General features: G+C 70.5%; 29 protein-coding genes. 14 read left to right on the plus strand and 15 right to left on the minus strand.

The features are described 5' to 3' along the window. Positions 1-2 precede the first annotated feature (2 nt). Together EV141_RS09255 and EV141_RS09260 are read right to left on the minus strand one after the other, a co-directional pair. On the minus strand, positions 3-362 hold the full coding sequence (locus tag EV141_RS09255; RefSeq protein ID WP_130485659.1) for a hypothetical protein: 360 nt from the start codon (positions 360-362) through the stop codon (positions 3-5). A gap of 46 nt (positions 363-408) precedes the next feature. Continuing rightward, positions 409-765: a cation diffusion facilitator family transporter gene (locus EV141_RS09260; protein ID WP_130485660.1), complete on the minus strand. Its 357-nt coding sequence runs from the start codon at positions 763-765 to the stop codon at positions 409-411. A 43-nt stretch (positions 766-808) separates the two neighbouring features. Here EV141_RS09260 and proC point away from each other — a divergent pair, with 43 nt between their 5' ends. Next, positions 809-1,648 carry a pyrroline-5-carboxylate reductase gene (gene proC, locus EV141_RS09265; RefSeq protein ID WP_130485661.1) on the plus strand — a complete coding sequence of 280 codons (840 nt, stop codon included), beginning with the start codon at positions 809-811 and terminating at the stop codon, positions 1,646-1,648. Here the strand turns inward: proC and EV141_RS09270 are convergent. Continuing rightward, positions 1,645-2,316: a potassium channel family protein gene (locus EV141_RS09270; protein ID WP_130485662.1), complete on the minus strand. Its 672-nt coding sequence runs from the start codon at positions 2,314-2,316 to the stop codon at positions 1,645-1,647. The two genes, proC and EV141_RS09270, sit on opposite strands and share 4 nt — an antisense overlap. Then, positions 2,309-3,757 (minus strand): TrkH family potassium uptake protein, encoded by a 1,449-nt coding sequence (locus tag EV141_RS09275; protein WP_130485663.1) that lies wholly within the window; start codon positions 3,755-3,757, stop codon positions 2,309-2,311. Before EV141_RS09275 ends, EV141_RS09270 begins: the two co-directional genes overlap by 8 nt. A 70-nt stretch (positions 3,758-3,827) precedes the next feature. On the opposite strand from EV141_RS09275, the gene EV141_RS09280 reads away from it, so the two are divergent. The 3 genes from EV141_RS09280 (at position 3,828) to EV141_RS09290 (ending at position 4,850) form a co-directional block, all read left to right on the plus strand. After that, the gene (locus EV141_RS09280) at positions 3,828-4,331 is read left to right on the plus strand and encodes an ArsR/SmtB family transcription factor (protein ID WP_130485664.1); all 504 of its coding nucleotides are present in this window, start codon (positions 3,828-3,830) and stop codon (positions 4,329-4,331) included. 109 nt (positions 4,332-4,440) lie between these two features. Then, complete coding sequence (locus EV141_RS09285; protein WP_130485817.1) at positions 4,441-4,635, plus strand: helix-turn-helix domain-containing protein; 195 nt, start codon at positions 4,441-4,443, stop codon at positions 4,633-4,635. A gap of 116 nt (positions 4,636-4,751) precedes the next feature. Then, positions 4,752-4,850: a 30S ribosomal protein bS22 gene (locus tag EV141_RS09290; protein WP_003792170.1), complete on the plus strand. Its 99-nt coding sequence runs from the start codon at positions 4,752-4,754 to the stop codon at positions 4,848-4,850. Between the two features lie 93 nt (positions 4,851-4,943). On the opposite strand, the gene EV141_RS09295 is transcribed toward EV141_RS09290, so the two are convergent. Beyond that, a complete protein-coding gene (locus tag EV141_RS09295) occupies positions 4,944-5,738 on the minus strand; it encodes an HAD family hydrolase (protein ID WP_130485665.1) in 795 nt (264 codons plus the stop codon). A gap of 36 nt (positions 5,739-5,774) precedes the next feature. Here EV141_RS09295 and EV141_RS09300 point away from each other — a divergent pair, with 36 nt between their 5' ends. From EV141_RS09300 to EV141_RS09310, 3 genes are read left to right on the plus strand one after another with little or no spacing between them, the layout of a single operon-like run. Then, the gene (locus tag EV141_RS09300) at positions 5,775-6,029 is read left to right on the plus strand and encodes a glutaredoxin family protein (protein ID WP_130485666.1); all 255 of its coding nucleotides are present in this window, start codon (positions 5,775-5,777) and stop codon (positions 6,027-6,029) included. Continuing rightward, on the plus strand, positions 6,026-6,322 hold the full coding sequence (locus tag EV141_RS09305; protein ID WP_130485667.1) for a Dabb family protein: 297 nt from the start codon (positions 6,026-6,028) through the stop codon (positions 6,320-6,322). The genes EV141_RS09300 and EV141_RS09305 overlap by 4 nt, the downstream gene beginning before the upstream one ends. Before the next feature lie 13 nt (positions 6,323-6,335). Next, entirely contained in the window at positions 6,336-7,067 is a 732-nt protein-coding gene (locus EV141_RS09310; protein ID WP_130485668.1) for an SOS response-associated peptidase, read from the plus strand. A gap of 423 nt (positions 7,068-7,490) precedes the next feature. On the opposite strand, the gene EV141_RS09315 is transcribed toward EV141_RS09310, so the two are convergent. Both EV141_RS09315 and EV141_RS09320 read right to left on the minus strand, forming a co-directional pair. Continuing rightward, positions 7,491-7,838 (minus strand): SdpI family protein, encoded by a 348-nt coding sequence (locus EV141_RS09315; protein WP_157985539.1) that lies wholly within the window; start codon positions 7,836-7,838, stop codon positions 7,491-7,493. Between the two features lie 121 nt (positions 7,839-7,959). Then, positions 7,960-8,484 (minus strand): thermonuclease family protein, encoded by a 525-nt coding sequence (locus tag EV141_RS09320; protein ID WP_130485670.1) that lies wholly within the window; start codon positions 8,482-8,484, stop codon positions 7,960-7,962. Positions 8,485-8,568: 84 nt separating this feature from the next. On the opposite strand from EV141_RS09320, the gene EV141_RS09325 reads away from it, so the two are divergent. From EV141_RS09325 to EV141_RS09340, 4 genes are all read left to right on the plus strand, one after another. Then, positions 8,569-9,111, plus strand: coding sequence for a hypothetical protein (locus EV141_RS09325; protein WP_130485671.1), 543 nt, complete (start codon positions 8,569-8,571; stop codon positions 9,109-9,111). A gap of 52 nt (positions 9,112-9,163) precedes the next feature. Continuing rightward, positions 9,164-9,589 carry a hypothetical protein gene (locus EV141_RS09330; protein WP_130485672.1) on the plus strand — a complete coding sequence of 142 codons (426 nt, stop codon included), beginning with the start codon at positions 9,164-9,166 and terminating at the stop codon, positions 9,587-9,589. 72 nt (positions 9,590-9,661) lie between these two features. Next, entirely contained in the window at positions 9,662-10,249 is a 588-nt protein-coding gene (locus EV141_RS09335; protein ID WP_130485673.1) for a DUF305 domain-containing protein, read from the plus strand. After that, positions 10,246-11,127: a WD40/YVTN/BNR-like repeat-containing protein gene (locus tag EV141_RS09340; RefSeq protein WP_130485674.1), complete on the plus strand. Its 882-nt coding sequence runs from the start codon at positions 10,246-10,248 to the stop codon at positions 11,125-11,127. The genes EV141_RS09335 and EV141_RS09340 overlap by 4 nt, the downstream gene beginning before the upstream one ends. Before the next feature lie 62 nt (positions 11,128-11,189). Here EV141_RS09340 and EV141_RS09345 read toward each other — a convergent pair whose 3' ends face one another. The 3 genes from EV141_RS09345 to EV141_RS09355 are packed head-to-tail and all read right to left on the minus strand — an operon-like array spanning position 11,190 to position 17,284. Beyond that, positions 11,190-11,966, minus strand: coding sequence for a DNA-formamidopyrimidine glycosylase family protein (locus EV141_RS09345; RefSeq protein ID WP_130485675.1), 777 nt, complete (start codon positions 11,964-11,966; stop codon positions 11,190-11,192). Positions 11,967-11,970: 4 nt separating this feature from the next. After that, on the minus strand, positions 11,971-16,611 hold the full coding sequence (locus tag EV141_RS09350) for an ATP-dependent helicase (RefSeq protein WP_130485676.1): 4,641 nt from the start codon (positions 16,609-16,611) through the stop codon (positions 11,971-11,973). After that, entirely contained in the window at positions 16,604-17,284 is a 681-nt protein-coding gene (locus EV141_RS09355; RefSeq protein ID WP_130485818.1) for an alpha/beta hydrolase, read from the minus strand. The genes EV141_RS09350 and EV141_RS09355 overlap by 8 nt, the downstream gene beginning before the upstream one ends. 126 nt (positions 17,285-17,410) lie before the next feature. Here EV141_RS09355 and EV141_RS09360 point away from each other — a divergent pair, with 126 nt between their 5' ends. Continuing rightward, entirely contained in the window at positions 17,411-17,953 is a 543-nt protein-coding gene (locus EV141_RS09360) for an NUDIX hydrolase family protein (protein ID WP_130485677.1), read from the plus strand. A gap of 288 nt (positions 17,954-18,241) precedes the next feature. Here EV141_RS09360 and EV141_RS09365 read toward each other — a convergent pair whose 3' ends face one another. The 4 genes from EV141_RS09365 to EV141_RS09380 all read right to left on the minus strand — a co-directional run bounded on the left by EV141_RS09365 (position 18,242) and on the right by EV141_RS09380 (position 21,823). After that, a complete protein-coding gene (locus EV141_RS09365; RefSeq protein WP_157985540.1) occupies positions 18,242-18,760 on the minus strand; it encodes a GNAT family N-acetyltransferase in 519 nt (172 codons plus the stop codon). 70 nt (positions 18,761-18,830) lie between these two features. Beyond that, positions 18,831-20,405 carry a DEAD/DEAH box helicase gene (locus EV141_RS09370; protein ID WP_130485679.1) on the minus strand — a complete coding sequence of 525 codons (1,575 nt, stop codon included), beginning with the start codon at positions 20,403-20,405 and terminating at the stop codon, positions 18,831-18,833. A gap of 273 nt (positions 20,406-20,678) precedes the next feature. Then, entirely contained in the window at positions 20,679-21,320 is a 642-nt protein-coding gene (locus EV141_RS09375) for a class I SAM-dependent methyltransferase (RefSeq protein ID WP_130485680.1), read from the minus strand. An 8-nt stretch (positions 21,321-21,328) separates the two neighbouring features. After that, positions 21,329-21,823, minus strand: coding sequence for a hypothetical protein (locus EV141_RS09380; protein WP_130485681.1), 495 nt, complete (start codon positions 21,821-21,823; stop codon positions 21,329-21,331). A gap of 35 nt (positions 21,824-21,858) precedes the next feature. On the opposite strand from EV141_RS09380, the gene EV141_RS09385 reads away from it, so the two are divergent. Together EV141_RS09385 and EV141_RS09390 are read left to right on the plus strand one after the other, a co-directional pair. Beyond that, positions 21,859-22,446 carry a hypothetical protein gene (locus EV141_RS09385; protein ID WP_130485682.1) on the plus strand — a complete coding sequence of 196 codons (588 nt, stop codon included), beginning with the start codon at positions 21,859-21,861 and terminating at the stop codon, positions 22,444-22,446. Positions 22,447-22,456: 10 nt separating this feature from the next. Further along, complete coding sequence (locus EV141_RS09390; RefSeq protein WP_130485683.1) at positions 22,457-22,759, plus strand: DUF427 domain-containing protein; 303 nt, start codon at positions 22,457-22,459, stop codon at positions 22,757-22,759. Here EV141_RS09390 and EV141_RS09395 read toward each other — a convergent pair. Further along, positions 22,743-23,255: a SprT-like domain-containing protein gene (locus EV141_RS09395; RefSeq protein WP_130485684.1), complete on the minus strand. Its 513-nt coding sequence runs from the start codon at positions 23,253-23,255 to the stop codon at positions 22,743-22,745. The two genes, EV141_RS09390 and EV141_RS09395, sit on opposite strands and share 17 nt — an antisense overlap. Positions 23,256-23,312 lie beyond the last annotated feature (57 nt).

Here is a 23,312-nt window from a genome sequence, read left to right on the forward strand (position 1 = left end):
CATCACCAGAAGACGGCGAGCACCACGTTGACGAGCGCGAGGCCGCCCGCGGCGTGGAAGAACGGCTTGATCGAGCGGTCGTTGGTGCCCTTGCGCGCGCGCAGCCAGCCGAGCAGGGCGGCCACGAAGACGACGGCCGCGATCACGAGCTTGACGATGATCTTCGCGTAGTCGAAGTCACGGTCGAGGCCCTCGCCGACGCCGGTCATCAGGATTCCGGTGACCAGCTGAACGATGGCGCCGCCGAAGACGGCGGCGATGGCGAAGTCGGAGTTCTTGCGCATCTGCACGAGGAACGGGCCGACGATCGCGGCGAGGCCGATGAAGTGGCCGACGAGGAGGAACTGGTAGAGGAATTCCATGTCGCAAGCCTAGCGTGCAGCGTTCACGAAGCGGGGGGATTCCGCGCTAGTCGGCGCCGCGGATGATGATCGTGTCGGTCGGGGGGTCGACGTCGGTGCGCGGGCCCGCCACTTCGGGTTCGACCACGATGCCCCGCACATCGGGCAACGCGGCGCGAATGCCCGCCTTCACCTCGGTCAGCACGGCAACAACGTCTTTCACGGGCGTGAGCCGACCGAAGCCGAGCGTGGCCGTGACGAGCTGGCCACCCTTGTCGAGCCGGTGCACCACCACCTCGCCAACGGTCTGCACCCCCGGCGTGCCAATCAGCACCTCGCGAATGGCCATCGCCTGGCCGGGGTCGACGGGGCTCGCTGCCGAGCCCGCGGTCGACGTGGTCTCGCGGTCGTCGTGGTCGGTCATTCCGCATCCTCCCGTTCGAGTGCCCCCAACCTACACTCGTGGCATGAGCGAGCGAGCACCCCTTCCCCCGATCGCGATCATCGGCACCGGCTCGATGGGGGGTGCCATCTTGAGCGGATTGCGGCGGCCCGTCGAGGGCGCAGACCCCGTGCCGGTTCGGGTCACCACCCGTTCCGAGGCATCGGCTGCGGCGCTGCGCGCCGAGGGGGTGGATGCGCGGGCGATCGAGCACGACAGCTCCGCAAACGCGTGGGCCGTTGAGGGGGCCGGCGTCGTCGTGCTCGGCGTCAAGCCCGCGCAGATCGTCGACGTGCTTGCCGAACTCGCGCCGTCTCTCGACGCCGACGCGCTCGTCATCAGCGTCGCCGCGGGCATCACGACCGCCACGATGGAGGCCGCCGCACCGAACCCGGTCGTGCGCGCGATGCCGAACACGCCGTCGCTCGTCGGTCGCGGCGTCACGGGGGTGAGCGCGGGATCTCGGGCGACGGCCGCCCACCTGACACTCGCCGACGACCTCTTCCGACTGGTCGGCACCGTCGTCGAGTTGCCCGAGTCGCAGATCGACGCCCTGTCGACCATCTCAGGCTCGGGCCCCGCCTACGTCTTTCTGCTGATCGAAGAGTTCACGAAGGCCGCGCAGGCGATGGGCTTCGACGAGGACGTCGCTCGACTCATGGCCGAGCAGACCTTCATCGGCGCCACGCGTCTGCTCGAGGCGTCGGGCGACGACCCCGAAGAACTGCGTCGCCAGGTCACGAGCCCCAAGGGCACGACCGAGCGCGCGGTCGCCGTGTTGCAGGGTGCCGAGCTCGATCGGCTGTTCGCGCGGGCGGCTGAGGCCGCGCTCGCGCGAGCCCGCGAGCTGGCCGCCGGCAGCTAGTCGTCGAGCGACGCGAAGCGGTCGATATCGCGCTCGGTGCCCGAGCAGATGATGAGGTCGTGGTTCGAGACCACCGTCTGCTCAGTCGCGTAGGTGAAGGGCTTGCCGGGGCTCTTCACGCCGACCACCGTGATGTTGTACTTCGTGCGCACCTGCGACTCGGTGAGCGACAGCCCGCGAATCGCCTTCGGCGGGTACATCTTCACGAGCACAAAGTCGTCGTCGAACTCGATGAAGTCGATCATGCGGCCAGAGAGCAAGTGGGCGACGCGTTCGCCGGCCTCACGCTCGGGGTAGATGACGTGGTTGGCGCCAATGCGGGCGAGAATCTTGCCGTGCGACTGGCTAATCGCCTTCGCCCAGATCTGCGGCACCTTCAGATCGACGAGGTTCGCCGTGATGAGCACGCTCGACTCGATCGACGACCCGGTCGCGACGACGGCGATCGAGAAGTCCTGCGCGCCGATCTGCTGAAGCGCGTCAATCGAGCGGGCGTCGGCCTGCACAGTGTGGGTGATGCGGTCAGCCCACTTCTGCACGAGCACGGGGTCTTCGTCGACACCGAGCACCTCGCGGCCCTGCCGCTGGAGCTGGCCGGCCGTGGCTGCTCCAAAGCGCCCCAGGCCGATCACGATGACGGGGGCGTCGTGCCGAATGCGTTCAACCAACGATGGGCCTCTCTTCTGCTCTGCGGAACAGCTGGCGTCGCTGACTCGCGGCGAGCGCGGCGGCGAGCGTCACTGTACCAACGCGGCCAGCCCACATGGTTGCCGCGAGCGTGTACTTCGCGGCGTCGGGCAGCTCGTTACTCGTGAGCCCCGTCGATAGTCCGCAGGTCGCAAATGCGCTGATCACGTCGAACAGCACGTAGTCGAGCGGTGCCTTCGTGATGTGCAGCACGATGATCGACGAGGTGGCCACGATCGTCGCGCCCCAGAGCACGATCGACACGGATACGCGCAGCACGTCGACCGGAATCCGCCGATCGAAGGCCTCCATGTCTTTCACGCCACGGGCTTCCGCGAAGGCGGCCAAGAACAGCACCGCGAGCGTGGTGACCTTGATGCCGCCCGCGGTTGACGCCGAGCCGCCACCAACGAACATCAGCATGTCCATGCCCAGCAGGGTCGAGCCGTTCATGGCGCCCACGTCGATCGGGCTGAACCCGCCCGACCGCGTCATGACCGAGAGGAAGAAGGCGTTCAGTGGCCGATCAACGGTCGCCTGTCCGCCTATGGTGCTGCCGTTATTCCACTCAAGCGCGAGGATCAGCAGCGTGCCGAGCACGATCAACACCAGCGTGGTGAAGAGCGTCAGCTTGGCGTGCACGCCCAGCCGCGCCCGGAACCGCGCGAGGCGGAACAGCGCAAAGATGACCGGAAAACCGACCGAGCCGAGGAAGACACCGACAGCGATCGTCAGCAGCATCCATGGGTCGGAGACAAACTGCTCCATCCCGTCCGTCAGCGGCACGAATCCGGTGTTGGTGAACGCGGACGCCGCGAGGTAGAAGCCCTGCCAAACGGAATCCCAGAGAGAGAAGCCCGCGGTCAGCAGCCGCGGAAAAATCGAGGCGAAGAGTGCGAGCTCGATGACGAGGGTGCTGAGCGCGACGGTGCCGAGCAGCCCACCGATCTCGCCAATGCGAATGGCCTGCGAGTCGTTGCCCGCACCCGAGGTGACCCGCGACTGGCTCGCATCGTTGACGGCCATGAGCTTCGCCCGCAGGCCGAGCCGACGCGACACGATGAGCCCCATCACGCTGGCGAGAGTCAAGACGCCTACGCCGCCGACCTGGAAGGCGAGCAGCACGACACCGTGCCCGAACGCCGACCAGTGGGTCGACATGTCGAGGGTGACCAGCCCGGTGACGCAAATGGCCGAGACGGCCGTGAACAGCGCATCCGCAATGGGCGTTGGTTCGCCGCTCGCGCTCGAAATCGGCAGAGCGAGAAGGGAGGTGAAGATCAGGATCAGCGCCGTAAAGATGACAATCGCGAATCGGGCGGGCGACGACACGAGGTGGCGATCGATAAATGCCTGGATGCGCGCGGTCGTCGACTGGGGAGCCGCGCGCCCCAGCGCGCCCACCCGTCGGCGTTCGGCCATTCTGTGCCTCCTCGGCCCCTGTGGCCGGTCGCCATGGTACTCCCGGCCTCGGCTGAACTAGCCTGGGGACATGGCCGACATCTTTAGCGTGATCGCCGACGCGACGCGCCGCGAGCTGCTTCAGCACCTCCTCGATGCGACCCTGTCGCCCGATAACAAGGAAGGCGAGCTGGCGGTCAGTGAATTGGTCGACCGCATGGACGCGACGCAGCCGACGGTGTCCAAGCACTTGAAGGTGCTGCGCGATATCGGTCTCGTGCAGGTGCGTGAAGAAGGTCAGCACCGCTACTACCGTCTCGACCCGACCCCGCTCGAAGACGTCGAAGACTGGATGATCCCGTTCCTCTCCGTCGAGTTCGACGAGGAGGCCGGTGCCGGGGGTGCCGCCTACGCTGCGTGGGCGGGTGCCGATCTCACGGGCGCCGCCAGCAGTCTCGGCCGCGCTGCTGCCGAGGCGTCACACCAGGCCCGCAGTGTTATCCACGACGCGCAAGAGCGCCTGACCGCGGTCGGCGACAAGCTGCACGACGCGCAAGAAAAGGTTTCGGGCAAGCTGCCCTGGCGTCGCGACTGAGCACGCCCTGACCCCCCTTCGGGGTGTCTTTACTTCCGTCACACCAGCCCCTAGCGTTATCACGATGCACGCCTACGGGGCGGTGCCCCGCACGATGAACGGACGACCCATGGCCCGCGATCTCTCCGAGGTTCGCTTCCTCACGGTGGCCGAGGTCGCCGAGATGATGCGCGTGTCGACCATGACGGTCTACCGCATGGTGCACGCCGGCGATCTGCCCGCCATCCGTTTCGGGCGCTCGTTCCGCATCCCTGAATCGGCCGTCGCCGAGGCGATCACGCCGGGCCTCAGCGACGTCGGCTGACGGCCGCAAAAACTCGCCGTCTGCGGCGCGCCGTCGCCCTGCGATAGACTCTCCCGGTTATCGACGCGGTCTGAACGGACCGTGAGTCCGTTCGTCCGCACGACCAGAGGATTTTTATGGGTTCTGTCATCAAGAAGCGCCGCAAGCGGATGGCTAAGAAGAAGCACCGCAAGCTGCTGCGCAAGACGCGTCACCAGCGTCGCAACAAGAAGTAGGGCATCCGCCCGACAGCCAGCGCCTCGCCTTTGGGCGGGGCGCTTCGGCGTTAACCCATTCGTCAGGCGCGAGGTGCTCGCTTAGCGGGCGCCTTATGCGACCGCGCGCGCTTCGCGACGCACGCGACGACGCTGCGCACGGATGCTCGCCGCACCCGCCGTAATCATCGGCCAGTTCCGCGCGTTCGCGTACCGCTTGAGCGCCGCGTCGGGGTTCACGACGACGCGGTTTCCCGCCAACTCGAGCAGCGGGATGTCGTTGCGCGAGTCGGAATATGCCCAGCAGTCGTCGAGGTGGGCGTGTTTTTCGAGTGCCAGCTCTTTCGCCGCGAGCGCCTTCTCGGCGCCGTGCATGACGTGGCCAAGCAGCTCACCCGTGAAGACCCCGTCGACGTCCCGGATGCGCGTGCCGATTGCGCCGGTGAGCCCGAGGCGCTCGGCGATCACTCGCGCGCAGGCCTCCGGCGTCGCCGTGATCAGCCACACCTCGTGACCCTTGTCGAGGTGGTCGCGGGCGAGCCCCACCGTCTCCGGCAGTAGCAGCTTCTGAATGCGCGTCTCGTAGGTCTCGATCGCCAGCGACTCGAGCTCGGCGATGGTGTGCCCGGCGATCAGCTCGAGCCCACGGTCGCGCGCGGCCAACTGGTGCGCGTGGTTCTCGCCGACGGCGATGAAGCGCAGCTGCTTCCAGGTGAAGCGCACCAGGTCGCCGAAGGTGACGTAGCCGCGCTTCCAGGCGGCCCAGCCGAGGTGGTAGACGCTCGCGCCCCGCATCAGGGTGTTGTCGACGTCGAAGAAGGCGATGATCGGCGTCTCGCTCGGTGGCTGCGCGGCACCGTCGCGCGGCGGAGTGCCGGGCGGCGTCGCGTCGTCGTCGAGGGCGGCCATCAGCATCCAGTCTAGGCACGGGCGTAGGCTGGCCCCGTGTCGCGCATCGAGGTTCTCTTGTTGACGAAGCCGGGGTGTCACCTGTGTGACGACGCCCGCCCGATCGTCGAGCGGGTCGTCGCTGAGGTGCCTGCGGCCGAGCTGGTTGAGCGCGACATTACGAGCGACGCGGCACTGAATGAGAAGCACTGGGATGAGATTCCGGTGGTCATGATCGACGGCGCCGTGCACACCATCTGGCGCGTTGACGAAACGCGGTTGCGCACCGCGCTGAAGGAGAAGACAGCATGATCCGGCACGTCGTGTTCTTCCGTTTGGCCTCCAGCGAGGCCGAGCGCGCGGCAGATATTCGCCGCTTCGCCGCCCCGCTCGAAGCGCTCGTCGGCGTCGTGCCGGGCCTGCGCTCGCTGACCGTCGGCGCCGACATCGGGTTGCTCGAGGCCAACTGGCACGCGGTGCTCATCAGTGAGCACGACGACCGCGAGGCGCTCGCCGTGTACGCCAACCACCCCGCGCACATCGAGGCGGCCACGATCGTGCGCTCGCTCATGATCGACCGCGCGACCGTCGACTACGAGGTCTGAGGCAACGCGCGACATGTGCGGCCGGTACGCGAACACGAAGAGCGGTGAAGAACTTGGCCGCTACTTCGAGGCCGACGAGGTTGACGCCGTCGCCCTGCCCGCAAGCTGGAACATCGCCCCCACCCAGCGGGTACCGATCGTCGTCGACCGCCTGTCGAAGACCGACCCAGACGAGGTGCCGCCGAGCCGCTTCGTGACGAGTGCGCGCTGGTCGCTCGTGCCGCGCTGGGCGACAGAACTCGCCAGCAAGTACCCGACCTTCAACGCCCGCAGCGAGACCGTGAGCGAGAAGTCGACGTTCACGGGTGCGCTCGTGCGTTCGCGGGCGATCCTGCCCGCCGACGGCTACTACGAGTGGCACACGACGACCGGCGTCGACGGCAAACCGGTCAAGACCCCGCACTATATTCACGACCCTGTCGAGGGTGAGCTGTCGTTCGCGGGTCTCTACTCGTGGTGGCGCCCGCCGGTCGCCGACGGCCAGCAACCCGCCGAATGGATTCTGACGGCCACGATTCTGACGCGAGCGGCGGCTGGGCCGGCGGCGAGCATCCACGATCGGGCGCCCGTGATGCTGCCGCGCGAGGTTGTCGACGAGTGGCTCGACCCGACCGTCGAGGGTGACCAGTCGCTCGTCGACGCGATGGTCGCCGAGAGCGACGCGGTGCTCGAGCGGCTCGAGCTGCACGCCGTGGCGCCGCTGCGCGGGGACGGCCCGCAGCTGATCGGGCCGCTCGGGGCGTAGGAGCGGGCTACCCGCGGACGTGCTCGCCCGGGTGGTTGCGCGCGTGCGGCTCCCGCGTGGTGCCTGCGACGGCGAACGCCTCCGACTATCCGCCGCCTTTCGCCTTTCGCCCCGCGTCCCACGCCGCGCCCCGCGCCCCCACCCCGCGCCCCCACCCCGCGCCTCGCCCAGCGGCCCGCCCAGCGCCTCGCCCCGCGCCTCGCCGCCCCGCGCCTCGCCCCTGTGTCCCGCGCTCCGCGGCGCCTACCCCGGTGTAGGACTTCCTACACCGGAGTAGGAAGTCAGGCGATGGGCACAGACCTGCCGGTCGTGGGCGAGGCTGCGCGGGTGGCAACGTGAGTGCGCTCGCGGGGTGCGGCGTGCCGGCAGCCCGGGCGGCGGATGGCCGGTGACGGGTCTCGCACGGCCCCACTCTGTGCGCGGCTACGCGCCCTCGACGGTCGCGGCCTCGGCCGCGGCGCGGTCGGCGATGAACATGGCGCGCACGAGCAGCGCGACCGGTACGGCGTAGCCCATGACCACCACGGTGGGGAAGACGGCGGCCTCCCACGCCGGAGGGGTCCACAGCATGGCAGCGGTGCCGACGACCGCGAGCGTGCCAGCCACAGTGGCGGCCTTCTGAACCAGGGGTGCGGCGGCGCGGTGTGCAGCCAGCCAGGCGGCATCAGACGCAAGGGTTGCGCTCGTTCGGATGCCCACTGCGCGATTGCGCCCGAGGGCGCCGTCGCGTCCGGCTCTGCCGATCAGCAGCGTCGCGATAGACAGAATCACTAGCCCGAGAGTCGGTGTAAGAAGGGGATGCACGTCATTCGACGGTAGTCACGCTCTCAGGGCGAGGCTCGGCTCGTCCACAACGGACGGCGGAGTTCAGCCGCCTAAGACGCCGGCACCGCTACGAGCAGGCGCCCCAGAGGCCTGCGGCGGCGGCCTGCGCCGCGGCCTCGGCCGACTCGATCTGATCGCGGTAGTGGTAGTTCGGTGAGTAGTGCAGCTCGCGCGCGTACCCACCTTCGACGAGCGCGAGGTTGATGAATGTGCCGTCGGCGGCATACAGGTACATGAGTTCTCGGTCGTACTGGTCGCGCCGCTCGTCGTCGTACTCGAACGCGATGCGCGAGCCGACCGGTGCGAGAGCAGCGAGGGCGTCGCGTGCCTCGTCGGCGAAACACTCCGACTCGCGCAGCTCGGGGGTGTCGATGCCGGTGAGACGCACCCGCAACTCTTCGCCGTTGACGACGAGGCGCAGCGTGTCGCCGTCGGTGATGGACGCCACCTCGCCGGTGGCTCGCTCGTCGCTTTCCGTCGTCGGAGTGGTGACGTCAGCCAGCAGGGCGCAGCCGCCGAGCGCGGCACTGAGCGAAACCGCGACAGCCGCGACGCGCATCCTGATCGCGAAGCGGGGGCGGGTGCGCGGCATGCTGCGAGGCTACCTGCGCGCTCGGACACCGCGCGGCGCGGCGGGTTACTCTGAGCCTCGTTCGCCCACCGCCGAGGAGCCGCCATGACTGACCCGTCGCTTGACCCGCGGTATCCGCGCGTCTTTCAGCGCGGTGGCGACGGCTCCGCCCTTCCGGCGCCCTCCTCGCGCAGCGCCACAACCGCACCGCCCACGACCGCACCGCCCACGACCGCACCACCCGCCACCGCACGACCCGCCTCCGCACTGCCGCCCCGTCGCGAGACGTCGGCGCCTCGCGGCCCCGAGGTCGACCCGGCCGTGCTCGTCACCGGCGCCGCGCCCGTCGCCGTCGGTCGCGCACCGCTTGAAGTGATCGTCGTCGGCAACCCGTGGATGCGCGCCCTCTGGACCGTCGGAGCCCTCACCCTGGTCGGTGGCATCGCGCTCACCGTCGCCGCCGAGTTCGCCTTCAGCGCCCTGCAGACGGCGTCGACCTACGACCCGGCGGCGTTCCTGCCAGCGCGCCTCATGCAGGTGCTCGGGCTTCCGCTGATCATCGCCGGAACCCTCGGCCTCGTCGCGGCGACCGTGCTGCGCCTCGTCGCGTGGCGACCGGCCGCGGTGCGCGACGTCGATGCGGGCTGAGCCACGCGCATCCGTCTGTCGCGGCGACGCGCAGCCTGCTAGCATACCCCCCATGGGTATCAGGGTGATCGAGCGGGTCGTGCGACTCGCTCTGGCCGTTGCCCTGGCCGTCTCGGGGGTCGCGATGGTGTCGCACCACGCTGCCGGGGCAAGCCACGAGCTCGTTGCTCATGGGCACAGTGTCGCCGCGCACGAGAACAACAGTGTCGCGGAGACGAACGGTGTCGCTGAGGCCGGGGCCCATCACGAGGTGCCCGGTGCGGCCTGCGCTGACTGCGAGACACAGGGTCACGACGCGCTTCTGATGAGTTGCGCCGCTTTGTTGACGGCTCTGTTCGTGTCTGTGCGCCTCGTGCCCCCCGCCGGTGCGCCGCTCGTTGCGGCCGCTGAACCCGCGAACGCCGTCACTGTGTCTCCGCACACCGAGGCCGTGCCGACGGCGCCGTGCCGAGAAGAATTGAGTGTGATCCGCCAGTAAGAGAGACCCCGCCGAGTCGCTGCTCGGCACCCCTCCATCTCTCGATCCCCTCCTGACGGAAAGGTTTTTCTCATGCGCTCCACGCGCTTCACTACCGCTCTCGCGCTGGCATCAGCCCTCGCACTCACCCCCACGCTGGCCGCGTGTTCGACCCCGCAGGTCGACGCACCGTCGGCGTCATCCCCGGCCAACGCCTCGGTCTCGCCGGCAGATGTGATGTTCGTGCAGATGATGATTCCGCACCACGAGCAAGCCGTCGAGATGTCGACGATCATGCTCGACAAAGAGGCGCTCCCCGGCGAGGTGCGCGAGCTCGCGCAGCAGATCGCCGATGAGCAAGAGCCCGAGATTGCCCAGATGCGCGCCTGGCTCGACGACTGGGGCATGCCTGAAATGGGCGGCATGGGCGGTCATGGCGGTCATGGCGGTATGGATGGCATGCTCACCGATGACCAGCTCGACGAGCTGCGGGCGGCGTCGGGCGACGAGGCCGTCACGCTGTTTCTTGAGCAGATGATCCTGCACCACGAGGGCGCGATCGACATGGCGCGCGACGTGATCGATGACGGTCAGCACGCGGATGTTCGCGAGCTCGCCGAGGGCATGATTGCCGCGCAGCAGGCCGAGATCGACCTCATGACCGAGTGGCTTGCCCGGTGACGGCTCGCACTCCGTCGCTGATCGTCCTGACCATCGCGGGTGCTCTCGCCATCGGTGGATGCACGCCGAGTGACGCCGGGCCACCAGCGACCGGCGATGTCTCTCTCGACGACGCTGCGGCGCCGGTCACGCATGTGCACGCGATCGACGTCGATGAGGCAACGGGCGAGATTCGCGTCGCGACGCACGCGGGCATCTACGGCGCGAGCGTGACTGACGACGGCTCCCAGGCCCTCGAACGCGTCGGGTCGTGGCGTGGAGACGCGATGGGCATGGTGCGCGCGGCGGGGCGCATCCTGTTCTCCGGCCATCCGGCCCCTGACGAGACCGGCCCGGCCAATCTGGGTGTGAAGACGCTCAGCGCGGATGGCGCTGCCGAGGTCATCGCGCTAGACGGCGAGGTCGACTTCCACGCCATGGCGGCCCACGGTCCGTCGGTCGCGGGGTGGGATTCGGTCTCTGGTGCCGTGGTGTCGAGTTCTGACGGCGGTGCGAGCTGGCAATCGGGCGCGGTTGCGCCCGTGCGCAGCCTGGCATGGTCGCCGGATGGTGCGACGCTACTGGCGACGACTCCCGACGGGCTGATGGCTTCTGCCGATGCGGGGGCGTCCTTTGCCCCTGCCGAGACTGCGCCGCTCCTCGTGCTCGTGGCCAACACCGACGGTGATGCCGTGAATCCGCGCATCGTGGGGGTCGACACCGCCGGGGTGCTGCACACCTCATCCGATGGGGTGTCGTGGCAAGAGCTCGGCGAATCGCCCATCATGCCCGAGGCGCTGACAGTCACCGACAGTGGCCGCATTGTCGTCGCGTCGACGTCACTGGCGTTGATTTCCGACGCCGACGGTCTGAATTGGCAGAGCCTCTTCCGATACTGAGCGCGCGATCGCGGTGACGGGATGCGCGAACTGCGTCGTGCATCCCGTCTGCGCCCAACGGACTAGCGCTGACAGCTCGGGCAATACCAGGTAATGCGCTCGGTGAGCGCGTCCTCGCCGAGCAGCCCACGCTTGATCGGGGTGCCGCAGCGGCGGCACGGCTTGCGGTCGCGATGGGCGACCCACAGCCGCTTGTCGCGACGGGTGTCGCCGGTGGTCGTGCGCTCGTTGCGGTCGCGATTGGCGCGGATGAGGCGCACCGCGAGGTCGAGTGCGGCGGCGGCGTCGGTCGCGCCGACGGGGGTCTCGGGCAGCACGCCGCGCAGGAAGAGCGTCTCGTTGCGGTAGTCGTTGCCGAGCCCGGCGATGACCCGCTGGTCGAGCAGCGCGAGCCCGATGGGCCGATCGGGGTCGGCGGTGAGCCGCGCCAGTGCCTCGGCGCGGTCGAACTCGTCGCGTAGCGGGTCGGGCCCGAGGTAGTCGATGAGCGTGCCCTCGTCGGCGCGCGGCACGAGGTCGAGCTGGCCGAGCGCGAAGCCGACGGCCTGCACCTCGCCCGCCTCGAGCACGATGCGGGCCTCGAAGGCGGGCCGCCGCCACCGGTCACCGCGGGCGTAGACGTGCCAGACGCCCTCCATCTTCAAGTGCGAATGGATGCTCGTGGTCGCCGTGCGCGTCACCAGGTGCTTCCCGAAGGCTTCCGTGCCCTCGACGGTTTCGCCGCTGAGGTCGACGGTCGCGTGCTGCGGCACGCGCACGTCGCAGCGGGTCAGCACCCGCCCGGTGAGGGCGGCGTCGAGCCGGCGGGCTGCGCGGTGAACGGTGTCTCCTTCGGGCACGCGATCACACTCGCAGTCTGAGGCCCTGGGGCGTGGCGACGAAGCCGGCGGCGGTGAGGGCGTCGGCGAGCACCGTGCCGAACACGCTGTGCTGGTTGACCCGCTCGACGCGCAGCGACCGCAGGCGTGCGCGCACGGTCGCGGCCAACTCGGCGGCGGCCGCGGCAAGTTCGGCCTCGTCGTCGGTGAAGGCGAGGGCGCTCTTGCCACCCCGCTCGAGGTAGACCGCGAGGTGCCCGTCGACGAGGGCGACGAGCGAGCCGGCCTTGCGACCGGGGCGGTGCTTGGTCGACTCGCCGCGCGCCTCGGCGGCCGCGTCGACCCGCGCGTCGGGCCAGGGGAGGGCCGCGCCGTACGGGTTTGCCGGGTCGGTGGCCGCGAGCACGACGGCCTGCAGCGCGGGGGCCGCGTCGGGGTCGCGGGTGAAGGTGCGCAGCCGGTCGACGGTCGCCGGGGTGCCGAACTGCGCGGCACCCAGGTGGTCGACGAAGTAGCCGCGCCGCACCCGTCCGGCCTCTTCAAGCTGGGCAAGAACCTTGTAGAGCAGAGCGAAGCCGCCGGCGACGTCTTCAGCCTGGGCGGCTCCGCGGGTCACCACGCCGTGTCGTTCGAGCAGGGTTTCGGCCAGGTGTGCGGTGCGCCGCGTGACGTCGTCATCGCGCTCGGGCAGCAGCGCCCAGCGCCCGGCCGCGGTGGGCGGGCCGGTGCGCAGCGACAGGGCGGAGGCTCCCGTGGCGGCCGAGCCGCGCATCCCTGAGCCGGACGGGCGGGCGTAGCCGCCCATCGTGCGCGACCGTGCGCGCGGCGCTCGCCGCCTGCCGGCCGTGCGGCTCGACGTCGAGCCGAGCAGCGCGCGCGCCGGCGCGATCGTGTCGTTCGTGAGGTGCCCCGACCAGACGAGGCTCCAGAGGTCGGTGACGATCCCCGCGTCGTCGGCGTCGTGCAGCGCACCCGCCAGTTGCCGAAAGAAGAAGCCGCCGCCGCCCTCGAGCAGCGACACGATCGACTGCTGTCGCTCGGTCAGCTCGTCGCCGAGCGGGGGCTTCAAGCTCAGCGGCGCGAGCTCGGCGAGGTGCAGGCTCAGCCAGCCGTCGTTGCCGGGCAGCGACCCCTCGCCCGCCCACACGACCTCACCCGACGCGGTCAGCTCGTCGAGCCAGGCCGGCGAGTAGTCGCGCACGCGCGCGGGCAAGACGAGCGACTCCCAGGCGCTCGCCGGTAGCGCGACGCCCTGCAGTTGCTCGACCGTCTGCAGTACCCCGTCGATGCCGCGAAGCGAGCCGCCGACGTGCTGCCACGCGGGCATGAACCGCCCGAGCGACCCGGCGCTGACCGGCTCAATCTCTTTGCGCAGCGCCGCGAGGCTGCGGGTGCGCAGGCGCCGCAGTACCTCGGCGTCGATCCACTCGGAGCCCGTTGCGTCTGGCCGGTATTCGCCCTCGATGACGCGACGATCGGCGCCGAGGCGACGCAGCGCATCCCGCACCACAGCGCTTCCCATGCCGTAGCGCTCGGCGACGTCGCTGAGGGCGAAGGGGCCGTGCGTGCGGGCGTAGCGGGCGACGAGGTCGCCGACCGGGTCGGGCACCTGGTCGAGGAACGCCGTCGGCACGCCGATCGGCACAGGGGTGCCGAGGGCGTCGCGCAGGCGGGCCGCGTCTTCGACGGCGGCGAATCGCGGATGCGCGGCAATCGTCACCGCGATCGCCCGGTTCGCGCGCGTCAGTTCCGTCAGGGCCTGCTCGACGTCGAGCCCGTCAATGGCCCGCAGCCGCACCTCGTCGGCCGAGAGTGGACCGAGGATGCGCAGCAGATCGGCCACGCCCTCCGCGTCTTTCGCCCGCCGGTCGGGGGCGAGCCGCTGCAGCTCGGCCTCGACCTCGGCGATGACCTTCGCGTCGAGCACCTCGCGCAGCTCGGCGCGGCCGAGCAGTTCGGCGAGCAGGGTCGAGTCGATGCTGAGCGCGGCAGCCCGCCGCTCTGCGAGCGGGCTGTCGCCCTCGTAGAGGAACGCGGCGACGTAGCCGAACAGCAGCGAGCGGGCGAACGGCGACGGAGTCGGCGTCTCGACCTCGACGACCCGCACCGCACGCTGCGCGATCTGCGTCGCGAGCGTGATGAGCGCATCCAGGTCGTAGACGTCGCTGAGCACTTCGCGCAGGGTCTCGAGCGTGATCGGGAAGTCGGGGAACTCTTGCGCGACCTCGAGCAGCTGCCCGGCGCGCTGGCGCTGCTGCCAGAGCGGGCTGCGCCGCCCCGGGTCGCGGCGCGGCAGCAGCAGCGCCCGCGCCGCGCACTCGCGGAAGCGGCTGGCGAACAGCGCTGATCCCCCCGCCTCAGCAGTCACGATCTGGGTCAGCTCGTCGGCGTCAAACATCAAGAGCTCGGCGCCCGGCGGCTCGGAGTCGGTGTCGGGCAGCCGCACGACCACCCCATCGTCGGCGGCGATCGCCGCCCCGTCGACGCCGTAGCGCTCGCGGATGCGCGCCGACACGGCAAGCGCCCACGGCGCGTGCACGCCGAGACCGTAGGGCGAGTGCATGACGAGCCGCCAGTCGCCGAGCTCGTCGCGAAAGCGTTCGACGACGAGCGTCGTATCGCTCGGCAGGTGCCCGGTCGCGGCGGTCTGCTCGATGAGCAGCGCCTCGAGGTTGGTAACGGCCCGCTCGTCGAGGCCGGCGGCGGCGAGACGGATGCGCCGCTCATCGCTCGAGGCGGCCCCCAGTTCGCGTGTGGTCGCCCCGAGAGCCCTCCCGAGTTCGGCGGGGCGGCCGAGCCCGTCGCCCTTCCAGAACGGAACCTTGCCGGGCTGGCCGAAGGCGGGGGTGACGATGACGCGGTCGCGGGTGATTTCGTCGATGCGCCAGCTGGTCGCGCCGAGCGCGATGACGTCGCCGACGCGCGACTCGTAGACCATCTCTTCGTCGAGTTCGCCGACGCGACGCCCGGGGCCGTCGCCGGCGAGGAAGACGCCGAAGAGCCCGCGGTCAGGAATCGTGCCGCCGCTCGTGACGGCGAGGCGCTGCGCACCGGGGCGCCCGGTGAGGGTGCCGTGCACGCGGTCCCACACGATGCGGGGCCGCAGTTCGGCGAAACGGTCGCTCGGGTAGCGGCCGCTCAGCAGGTCGAGCACGGCGTCGTACGCCGAGCGCGGCAGCGAGGCAAAAGGCGCGCTCCGACGCACCTGGTCGAACCACTCGTCGATGTCGCACGGTTCGAGCGCGACGTGCGCGACGGTCTGCTGCGCGAGCACGTCGAGCGGGTTCGCCGGAACCCGCAGTTCCTCGATCAGCCCCGCGAGCATCCGTTCGCCGGTGACGGCCGCGTGCAAGACGTCCATGCGGTGCTTGGGCACGAGTACGCCGCGGCTCACCTCGCCGACCTGGTGCCCGGCGCGGCCGATGCGCTGCAGTGCGCTCGCGACGCTCGGCGGGGATTCGACCTGAATGACGAGGTCGACGGCACCCATGTCGATGCCGAGCTCGAGGCTCGACGTCGCGACGACGCAGCGCAACCGCCCGCTCTTCAGCTCGTCTTCGATGTCGGCGCGCTGGTCTTTGCTGACCGAGCCGTGGTGGGCGCGGGCGAGCAATGGCGGGGCGCCGGCCGTCGGCTCGGTGGGCCATATTTGCTGCGCGGGCAGCTTCGTCATGACGGGCAATTCGATGGATGCGCGTTCCGCGTAGATCTCGTTCAGTCGCGCCGTCAGCCGCTCAGCCAGTCGACGCGAGTTGACGAACACGATGGTGGAGCGGTGCTCGAGCACGCGGTCGACGATCGACTCTTCGACGTGCGGCCAGATGGACGGGTTGGCGGGAGCGCCGGACGCGTCGGGGTCGTCGTCGGCACCCGCGGGCAGCGGCGGCTGCGTCATGTCGTCGACCGGCACCGAGATGGTGAGGTCGAACGTCTTGGTGCTCGGGGGCTGCACGATCTGCACGGGGGTCTGCCCGCCGAGGAAGCGCGCCACCTCGTCGACCGGTCGCACTGTCGCCGACAGGCCGATGCGCTGCACGGGCCGGCCGAGGCGCGCGTCGAGCCGCTCGAGGGTGAGGGCGAGGTGCGCCCCGCGCTTGGTGCCGGCGACGGCGTGTACCTCGTCGACGATGACGGTCGTCACGCCGCTGAGTGTCTCGCGGGCCGACGAGGTCAGCATCAGGTACAGGCTCTCGGGGGTGGTGATGAGGATGTCGGGGGGCGTGCGCTGCAGGGCCCGCCGTTCTTGCGTGGGCGTGTCGCCGCTGCGCACCCCGACGGTGATCGGCGGGGTGGGGGTGCCGAGCCGGGCGGCCGTCGCGGTCACGCCGATGAGGGGAGCGCGGAGGTTGCGTTCCACGTCGACGCCGAGCGCCTTGAGCGGGCTCACGTAGATGACGCGCGTGCGCGTGGCGGCCGCGTCGTCGCGGGCCGCGTCGGCCGCGCGTGCGGTGGGGTCGGCGACGAAGCGGTCGATCGCCCACAGGAAGCTGGCGAGGGTCTTGCCCGAGCCGGTGGGCGCGACGACGAGGGCGTGCTTGCCCGACGAGATTGCGTCCCACGCGCCGAGTTGCGCGGGCGTCGCGCCGGGGAAGGCGCCGGCGAACCACTCGCGGGTCGCCGGGGTGAAGCGGCCGAGGACGGTGTCGGCGTCGGGTGCCTCAGTCACGGGCGTCGCCTGTGCCGCCCGCGCCGCCGGTCGCGTGGCCCGCGCCCGCGTCCGACTGCTGGCGCAGGAACGCGAGCACGTCGTTCAGCTCCGACTCGCTGATGCCGTGTCCGAGGCCCTCATAGATGCGCTCGGTCACCTCGACATGGTTCGGCAGCCACTGCTGGGCGTGCTCGATGAACCGCGAGGGGATCACCTCGTCGGCGGTGCCGCGCCCCCAGAAAACGGGCGGGCGCTGAGCGGCGAGGCGCGCATCCGCCGGGGCGTCGCCCTCAAGCACGAAGCCGGCGAGGCTGACCGCCCACGCGAAGCGTTCGGGCGCGTGGCGCAGCAGGTGCACGGCCATCGCGCCGCCCTGGCTGAAGCCGATGATGCCGACGCTCGATGGCTGCTGCGTGTCGAGCCAGTGCAGGATTCCGCGGGCGGCCGCGTCGCCGCCGTCGATGCGTGAGGCGTTCAGCTCGGGGTCGAGGTCGTACCAGGCGAAGCCAGGGCCGGCCGGTCGCGGCGCCCGCAGCGAGGCGATGACGGCGTCGAGCGGCAGGTACGGGGCGAGCCCGAACAGGTCGCCCTCGTGGCTGCCGTAGCCGTGCAGTAGCAGAATGAGCGGCCGGCCGACACGGTCGCCGTCGGGCGCCGACCAAACGATCGCGCTCTCGTCGATCAGCTGCATACCGCTCACGAGCCTCATCTTGGCAGGCACATCTGACAGCGCGGTCGGATGCCCGGGCCGCGTTCAGGCGCGTCCGCTCGCCTTATCGCCGGGGCACCTCGCGGCGGCCTGCGGTATGAATGGGGCATGGCCTCGACGCGCACCCCCGACCCGGATTCCGGCTGGCTCTCTGACGACGAGCTCGCACAGGTGCGTCGACGGCTCCCGATCCTCTACGTCGAGGCGGTACCGGTACGGCTCGACGGCATGGGCGTCGTCACCGAGGTCGGGGCGCTGCTGCGCGTGAACCCGGCTGGGTCGATCACCCGCACCCTCGTGTCGGGCCGTGTGCTGTACGGCGAGACGCTGCGCGACGCGCTCTACCGCCACCTCGAGAAAGACCTGGGGCCGATGGCCTTCCCCCAGCTTCCCGCCTCGCCGGTGCCGTTCTCGGTCGCCGAATACTTCCCGTTCCCCTCGCCGACGCGCTTCGATGACGACCGTCAGCACGCTGTCGCTCTCGCGTTCGTTGTGCCGGTGACGGGCACGTGCGACCCCCGTCAGGATGCGCTCGAGCTCACCTGGCTCACCCCCGAGGAGGCGGCAAGCGACCGCGTCTCGAACGAGATGGAAGGTGGGCGCGGCGCGCTGCTGCGCACGGCCCTGGCCTCGGTCGGCGTTCTGCCGTAGTCCGTCGTCCGCGTTGCCCCCGCACTGAAGCCGAACGACAGCTGCCGGTCTCGGAGCGCCACGATCGGCGTGCGCTCGCCGAGCCTCCGCGAGGCTCAGCTTCGCCAGCCGCCTTTCCTGGCCCAGGCCTCTCATCGACACGCCGCTCCTTCGCCGGTGTGACTACTCACGTGTAGGAGTTCCTACACCGGAGTAGTCGCTATGTCGCCCACGCACTTTCCTGGGTTGAGCGGGGTCATTCGCTCACCGATGGTGATGTTCACGTCTGAGTCGGCGTGGATTGTCAGCTCAGCGCACCATGCGCGAGCAGTGCGCCCCATCCCACGGCTCGTAGGGCCGCCCGAATCCGTCGAGTGCGAAGCCGTGCTTCTCGTAGAACCGGGCGGCGCGCGCATTCGAGGTGACGATCCAGAGGTACGCGGGGGTGTCGCCGAGCACGCCGTCGAGCAGCCGCGAGCCGAGCCCCGTGCCCCAGGTCGAGCGCCGCGTGTACAGCGAGTCGAGCTTCGTGTCGCGCGGAGCCTCGGGGTCGACCGTCGGCGCGCTGCGGGCGAGCCCCACGAGTGTCGTCGCGCCGGTCGACGGGTCGCGGTCTTCAGCGAGCAGCACGACCGAGCCGGGCACGGTCGACGCGGCGTCGCCCGCCGAGAGGTACGACGCCCACTCCGCGCGCGCTGTCTCGACCGTGTTCGCGGCAAGAAATCGCTCGCTCAACACCCCCGCATACACCTCGGCGAAGCACCCTATGTGCAGCTCGGCGAGGGCGTCGATGTCGGCGGCGGTCGCGAAACGAATCAGCGGCGGCACCCCACAAATGTAGGGGCCGCCGCTGATCGATTCTGACCGCGCGAGCGATCAGTGAAATGGATGCGCGGAACTAGCGTCCGCGACGCTGACCGCCGCCGTTCTGGCGAACGACCTGGCCGACGCGCACGCCGCCGCCGGTGCCGCCGCCAGCGGGTGCCGAGGCGCGGCGCGAACCCTGGCGGGTGCGGGGCGCGGCCGGCGACTCGGTGTGGCGGTGGGCGTCAGCGCGGTGGGGCGCGGCGTCGGTGCGGGGTGCCGAGCTGCGGCGTCCGCCCGATCGGGCCTCGGCCGACGCGGCGGCCCCGTTTCCGCGGCCGCGGCCGGCGCCCTGTGAGCGCTGTCCGCCCTGGCCGCCGTTCTGCGACCCCTGGCCGCCACGCGCGGCGCGTTTGCGCTGCGCGTTGGCGCCGGTCGAGCGTCCACCGCCCTGGGGCTGCGGGCGCAAGACGGCGGGCATGTTTTCTGCCGAGACGCGCGGGGCAACCTCGCCGACGAGCGCGGCGACGGCCGGCGAGTCGGCGGTGACGGTCTGGGGCTGCACGCGAATTTCGGCCTTCTTCAGCAGGGTCGCGGTGTCGCGACGCTGCTCGGGCAGCACGAGGGTGACGACGTCGCCCGAGGCTCCAGCACGCGCGGTGCGGCCCGAGCGGTGCAGGTACGCCTTGTGCTCGGTCGGCGGGTCGACGTGCACGACGAGTTCGATGTCGTCGACATGCACACCGCGGGCGGCGACGTCGGTGGCGACGAGCACGCGAACGCTGCCGTCGCCGAACGCGGCGAGGTTGCGCTCGCGGGCGGCCTGCGACAGGTTGCCCTGCAGGTCGACGGCGGGGATTCCGGCTGCGGTGAGCGCGCGGGCCAACTTCTTGGCCTGGTGCTTGGTACGCAGGAACAACAGTCGGCGGCCCGAGCCCGACGCGAGTCGCGTCACGAGCGCCTTCTTCTCGTCAACGCCCGAGACCTCGAACACGTGGTGGGTCATGTCCACGACGGGCGAGTGCGCTTCGTCGACTGAGTGCAAGATCGGATCACTCAGGAAGCGCTTCACGAGTTTGTCGACCCCGTTGTCGAGGGTCGCGCTGAACAGCAGGCGCTGGCCGTTCGCGGGCGTCGCCGCGAGGATGCGCGTCACACCGGGCAGGAACCCCAGGTCGGCCATGTGGTCGGCCTCGTCGAGCACGGTGATCTCGACATCGGCGAGCGACACGTGGCCCTGCTTCATGAGGTCTTCGAGGCGGCCGGGGGCGGCCACGACGATGTCGACGCCGCGGCGCAGCTGCGACACCTGGGGGTTCTGCGAGACGCCGCCGAAGATCGTCATGGCGGTGAGGCCGTAGGCCTTCGCGAGGGGTTCGATGGTCGCCAGAATCTGGCTGGCGAGCTCGCGGGTGGGGGCGAGCACGAGGCCGAGGGGGTGGCCGGCGCGGCGGCGGGCCGCCGTGCGCATGCCGATGCGCGCCACCATCGGAATGGCGAACGCGAGGGTCTTCCCCGAGCCGGTCTTTCCGCGGCCGAGCACGTCGCGCCCGGCGAGCGTGTCGGGCAGCGTGTCGACCTGAATCGGGAACGCGCTGGTCTTGCCCTGCTCGGTGAGGGCTTCGACGAGGGGGAACGGCACGCCAAGCGTGCTGAAGTCGGTGGTCATGATGTGGTGCCTTTCGCGCGCTGCCCGTCTCGGGCGCGCTGCGGTATTCGCAATGAATTCCGGATGTTCGGAGTTCGTCGTGAGGGTTGGCGACGGCGGCGGTGGCCGCGATCGGTTCGCCGTCAGAAAGTGTCGATTCGCTGCGCGCGAGTCAGTGCGCGATATGCGAGAAGAGGAAGCGTTCTACGACGCGGGCAGCGGCACAAGTGTGGCTGCCAGTTCCTCAACCCTAGCAGGCGCCCTCCACGGGCCCCCTCACGGGCGCCTCTCGCCCTAGCGAACGGCGCGCAACACGAGGTCGTACGCGGTTGCGGGCGACCCGTCGCGGCCGAGAACGGCGCGCGGCTTCTGCTCGCAGCTCAGCTCGCGGAACCCGTGCGCCACAGCGGCGAGCTCGTCGCGGGTCAGCATCGTGAACGGCGGCGGATGCGCCACACCCGCATCAATATTGCTCGCGTCGTGCAGCACAAGCAGCAGCGTTCCGCCGAGCCGCACGGCGCGCGCGAGGCCCCCGTAGATGGCGTCACGGTGATCGGGAAGGACGTGCAGATAGTGCGCGGTGACGAGGTCGAACTCCGCCTCAGGCGGGGGAGTCGTAGAGAGGTCGCGCTGCTCTAACCGCACTCGCGCGCCCAGTCCGCGTTCGTGTGCGGCGTCGCGTGCCCGATCAATCGCCACACTCGATAGGTCGACGCCGAACACCTGCCACCCCTGCTCGGCGAGCCACAGGCTGTCGCAGCCCTCGCCGCACCCCGCGTCGAGTGCCGCCGACGCCTTGTCGTGGGGAGCCAAGCCGTCCAACTCGCTGACGAGGCGAGCGTTCACGGCGCCATTCCACGGTTGGTCGCGTGAGCCGTAGCGGGCATTCCACAGCGCGGCGACTTCCGACGAGTCGGCAGGGCGGTCATGCCCCATGCGAAAAATCACGACGCGGGGCCGCCGAACTGCGTCGACCACCCCGGCGCCAGGCGCCGCAGCGCCCGCCCCCGAAGCCTCCAGAACACCCAGAACCCGGCCGCGACGACCGGCGTCAGCACGCCAGCCTTCACGGTCAGCACGTCGTGAAACTGCGTGCGGCCGGCATCGCCAGCGGCGGCAGAGATGCCCATCCGGTGGTGCCACGACCGCACGATCCGCATCGGCCCCGACAGCGGCCCGCCGGTGTCGTGCACGACCCGCTCGCCGGGCGCGATCTCGTCCGAGAGCCGAATCAGCTGCGTTCCCATGGGAAGCGCGCCGAGCATCCGCAACCGGACGCGGTGGTCGCCGCCCGGCCAGCGCTCGGGAAACCCGCCGGGCTCCAGCGACTCGACCGTCGTCCACGGCCCCGAGACCGCGCGAAACACGGCGGGGGAGTGCACCGCCTCCCACGCCGCGTCGGGCGGGCAGTCGAGCACGAGATGAAGCGTCACACGCATGGGATCAGTGTGGCCCCCGTCGCTACCATCAGCCTGTGACCGCGCCGACCCCCGCCACCCCGCCGACTCAGCCCGCTGACGCCACCCCCGAGGCGCAGGAGCGTTACCAGGTGCGCTTTGACGTCGGGCTCGACGGCGCTCGCCGCATCGGCTCGAGCGCGCACCTGCTCGTGTGGTGCGACGCCATCGCCACGAGCCCCGTGCCGCTCGAAGCGCTGCCCCCGCAGCTCGAGGTCATCGACGCCCGGCTCGGTGCGGCCCCCGCCATCGCGCAGCGCCTGCTCGAGCTGCAGGCCGCGCGGGGCGAGCGCACGATGGTCGCCGTGGTCGCCGCGGGCGACCCGGTCGACGCCCCCGACGGATTCCCGGTCGACGACGTCCTCCTCGCCGGCGCGATCGTGGATGCACTGGGCGCGGTCGGCATCGACGCGACGAGCCCCGAGGCGGCCGCGTCCGCTGCCGCGTTTGCCGGGCTCCAGGGCGCCGTGGGTCACATGCTCACGGCCTCTGTTGCGGGCCGCCGTCTTGCCGCGGCCGAGGGTGTGGACGCCGTGCGCGCGGCGCGCGCCCGTCTCGAAGAGTCGACCCTGCTCACCCTGCGAGAGTTCAGCATCCGGCCGTAGCGTGTGCCCCATGAAGGCGCACATCAACGGAACTGTCATCGCCGAGGCCTCGCAGGACGAGCTCGTCAAGATTGAGGGCAACTGGTACTTCCCGCCGGCGAGCGTGAAGGCCGAGTTCCTCGAGAAGTCGCCCACGCCGTACCGCTGCCCGTGGAAGGGCGACTGCCAGTACTTCACGGTCGTCGTCGACGGGCAGTCGTACCCCGACCGCGCGTGGAGCTACCCCGAGCCGATCCCGTCGTCGTTCGAGCGTGTCGGCACCGACTACAGCAACTACGTGGCGTTCTGGAAGGAAGTCACCGTCTCGGAGTAGTGCGCCGCATGGCGCGGTGCGGGGCGGTCGAGAGCACGGCCTCCTGCCCGTCGACGGATGTCCAGAGGATCACGTTCTCGGGGTCGTAGCGGCGCGAGCACTTGCCGCACGAGCCGGCGCGCGTCGGTCGGCGAAAGCGCACGTAGGTGTGACCCTTTTTGCAGAAGCCCTTCCAGCGGGCACGCTCGGCCGCGATTTCGCCTGAGTGCGTCGTGCCGCCGACGTAGCCGAGTTCGGCGGCGATGCGCTTCCACTTGGGGCCGTGCCCAGCTTGCGGCCCCGCCATGGCGTGGGCCACCTCGTGCAGCAGGGTCTGGTGCACGTCGTCGTCCTCCCACCGGGCGGCGAGGTGGCGCGAGACAGAGATGCGTTTCTTGCCGTAGTCGCAGAGCCCGGCGCGCTTTGCGGCGTTGTCGAACGCGAAGCTCCACGAGTCGTCGAGGTGCAGGGCGATGAGCGCCTCGGCCCACCGCCTGACCTGCCGCAACTCGCTCATGCGCCCGATGGTAGGCGAGACCACCGACACGATCCGGCCGGGCGTGGGGCGCGCTGC

This window comes from Microcella putealis (genome assembly GCF_004216575.1).
In the GTDB taxonomy this organism is placed as follows: Bacteria; Actinomycetota; Actinomycetes; order Actinomycetales; family Microbacteriaceae; genus Microcella; species Microcella putealis.

Coding starts and splice junctions, on each gene's coding strand:
- EV141_RS09275 (WP_130485663.1), bottom strand. CDS start 3,757: ATGGCCGAACGCCGACGGGTGGGCGCGCTGGGGCGCGCGGCTCCCCAG.
- EV141_RS09375 (WP_130485680.1), bottom strand. CDS start 21,320: ATGGGGCATGACCGCCCTGCCGACTCGTCGGAAGTCGCCGCGCTGTGG.
- EV141_RS09285 (WP_130485817.1), top strand. CDS start 4,441: ATGGCCCGCGATCTCTCCGAGGTTCGCTTCCTCACGGTGGCCGAGGTC.
- EV141_RS09330 (WP_130485672.1), top strand. CDS start 9,164: ATGGGTATCAGGGTGATCGAGCGGGTCGTGCGACTCGCTCTGGCCGTT.
- EV141_RS09305 (WP_130485667.1), top strand. CDS start 6,026: ATGATCCGGCACGTCGTGTTCTTCCGTTTGGCCTCCAGCGAGGCCGAG.
- EV141_RS09395 (WP_130485684.1), bottom strand. CDS start 23,255: ATGAGCGAGTTGCGGCAGGTCAGGCGGTGGGCCGAGGCGCTCATCGCC.
- EV141_RS09335 (WP_130485673.1), top strand. CDS start 9,662: ATGCGCTCCACGCGCTTCACTACCGCTCTCGCGCTGGCATCAGCCCTC.
- EV141_RS09390 (WP_130485683.1), top strand. CDS start 22,457: ATGAAGGCGCACATCAACGGAACTGTCATCGCCGAGGCCTCGCAGGAC.
- EV141_RS09295 (WP_130485665.1), bottom strand. CDS start 5,738: ATGGCCGCCCTCGACGACGACGCGACGCCGCCCGGCACTCCGCCGCGC.
- EV141_RS09280 (WP_130485664.1), top strand. CDS start 3,828: ATGGCCGACATCTTTAGCGTGATCGCCGACGCGACGCGCCGCGAGCTG.
- EV141_RS09380 (WP_130485681.1), bottom strand. CDS start 21,823: ATGCGTGTGACGCTTCATCTCGTGCTCGACTGCCCGCCCGACGCGGCG.
- EV141_RS09355 (WP_130485818.1), bottom strand. CDS start 17,284: ATGCAGCTGATCGACGAGAGCGCGATCGTTTGGTCGGCGCCCGACGGC.
- EV141_RS09370 (WP_130485679.1), bottom strand. CDS start 20,405: ATGACCACCGACTTCAGCACGCTTGGCGTGCCGTTCCCCCTCGTCGAA.
- EV141_RS09360 (WP_130485677.1), top strand. CDS start 17,411: ATGGCCTCGACGCGCACCCCCGACCCGGATTCCGGCTGGCTCTCTGAC.
- EV141_RS09320 (WP_130485670.1), bottom strand. CDS start 8,484: ATGCCGCGCACCCGCCCCCGCTTCGCGATCAGGATGCGCGTCGCGGCT.
- EV141_RS09310 (WP_130485668.1), top strand. CDS start 6,336: ATGTGCGGCCGGTACGCGAACACGAAGAGCGGTGAAGAACTTGGCCGC.
- EV141_RS09290 (WP_003792170.1), top strand. CDS start 4,752: ATGGGTTCTGTCATCAAGAAGCGCCGCAAGCGGATGGCTAAGAAGAAG.
- EV141_RS09255 (WP_130485659.1), bottom strand. CDS start 362: ATGGAATTCCTCTACCAGTTCCTCCTCGTCGGCCACTTCATCGGCCTC.
- EV141_RS09260 (WP_130485660.1), bottom strand. CDS start 765: ATGACCGACCACGACGACCGCGAGACCACGTCGACCGCGGGCTCGGCA.
- proC (WP_130485661.1), top strand. CDS start 809: ATGAGCGAGCGAGCACCCCTTCCCCCGATCGCGATCATCGGCACCGGC.
- EV141_RS09325 (WP_130485671.1), top strand. CDS start 8,569: ATGACTGACCCGTCGCTTGACCCGCGGTATCCGCGCGTCTTTCAGCGC.